Origin of the sequence: Streptomyces sp. FH025, assembly GCF_017427025.1 — a bacterium.
Taxonomy (GTDB): Bacteria; Actinomycetota; Actinomycetes; order Streptomycetales; family Streptomycetaceae; genus Kitasatospora.
Genome location: NZ_JAFLNG010001053.1, coordinates 1 through 1,801 on the forward strand (window position 1 = coordinate 1; position 1,801 = coordinate 1,801).

Consider the following 1,801-nt stretch of genomic DNA (forward strand, 5'->3'; position numbering starts at 1 on the left):
TGGTGTCGGGCAGCTGCGGCCAGGCGGGGTTGCGGCCGGAGAAGTCGAAGACGTTGGTGAGGTCGCCGCACACCGCGCGCCGCCACGGGCTGATGTTGGGCTCCTGGACGCCGAAGCGCTGCTCCAGGAAGCGCAGCACGGAGGTGTGGTCGTAGACGGTGGAGTCGACGACGCCGCCGCGCGTCCACGGGGAGACGACGACCATCGGCACCCGCACGCCCAGGCCCAGCGGGTAGGGGCCGGAGACCAGGCTCTCCCCGGCGGGCAGGGTGTCGGACCAGGTGAGCGAGCCGTCGGCGGCCTTCACCCGGTAGCGGCCGTCCTGGCCCACCACCCGGTGGTAGGTCTTGCCGGCCTTGCTCACCCGCACCACCACCTCGCCGTCCACCGGGACGTTGGACTTGCCGCGCCCGGCGGCCAGCGGCGGGACGGGCGGCAGCTGGTGGTCGAAGAAGCCGCCGTGCTCGTCGTAGTTGAGGATGAAGACGGTCTTCTGGAACACCTCGGGCTTGGCGGCCAGCGCCGAGAGCAGCCGGGCGGTGAGGTGCTCGCCGTTCGGCGGCGCGTAGTTGGCGTGCTCGGACAGCGCGGCGGGGGCGACGATCCAGGACACCTGGGGGAGGCGGTCGGCCTGGACGTCGGCGGTGAAGGCCTCGACCAGGGCGTCGCCCATGGCGAACGGGTCGTTCTTCTTCGCCGGGTCGCCGACGGCGCGCATGCCGCGCTCGTACAGGCTCTCGCCGGGCTTGGCGTTGACGAAGGGGGTGAACCAGGCGAGCGCGTTGTCGTCGAAGTTGTCCAGCGCCTGGTAGGTCTTCCAGCTGACGCCGGCCTTCTCCAGGCGTTCGGCGTAGGTGGTCCACTCGTAGCCGCCGGGGATCTCGGTGTTGTCGGTCACCGGGGTGTCCCGCACGGTGCCGCCGCTGGTGCCGGTCATCAGGTGGTCGCGGTTGGTGTTGGTGTTGCACTGCACGGAGGCGTGGTAGGCGTCGCAGACCGTGAACACCGAGGCGAGGGCGTGGTAGAAGGGCATGTCGGCGCTCTCGTAGTAGCCCTGGCCGAGCCAGCCCGAGGAGCGGCGGGTGACGGAGCCGTCGGCGCGGCCCTCGTTCCAGGCGTTCATGGAGTCGACGTAGCCGAAGGCCGGCGCGCCCTGCTGGTAGGCGTTGGTGTGCGCGGCGTTCATCGCGAAGGGCAGCAGGTAGCCCTCCTTGCGGCTCGGGTCGGGCTGGTGGAACACCGAGCGGCCGTTGACCCCGCGCACGGCGGTGCGGTCGCCGAAGCCCCGCACGCCCGCCAGGGTGCCGAAGTAGTGGTCGAACGCCCGGTTCTCCTGCATGAACACCACGACGTGCTGGATGTCCGCCAGCCGCCCGGGCCGGGCCGGAGCGGCGAGCGCCTGCTGGACGCTGAGGGGGAGGGCGGACAGCACGGCGGCCGCGGCCGCGCCGCCGAGCAGGCTGCGGCGCGACAGTTCGGGCATCGGATTCATGGGGTGGGGCTCCTTGCTGACGGACCCTGGGCCAACCGTTCGGACCAGGCCCGTCATGTGTACGGGGGCCAGGTGGACGCGGCCGGGGAGTCCGATGACGAACCGATGACCGTCCAGGAACCCCCAGCTGTACAGACAACTTGGCGCCACGGGGGCGGTGCCGGGGTGTCAGTTCGTCGCCGCCGCCCGCCCCGCCGTGCCGTACGGAAACGAACCGGCCAACGGGCGCAAGGAATCCGCCACCGCCGCTCACCGCACGTGCAATGGTCACGAATGGTTCGTGGACAAGTGGCCTCCGGTTCGGCCACC

At 71.5% G+C, this 1,801-nt stretch carries 1 protein-coding gene; it reads right to left on the reverse strand.

All coding sequences use genetic code 11. From position 1 onward, the window contains the following. A partial coding sequence (locus J0670_RS37180) for an alkaline phosphatase family protein (protein ID WP_279383132.1) occupies window positions 1–1,492 on the reverse strand: 1,492 nt, incomplete at its 3' end. Window positions 1,493–1,801: the final 309 nt, after the last annotated feature.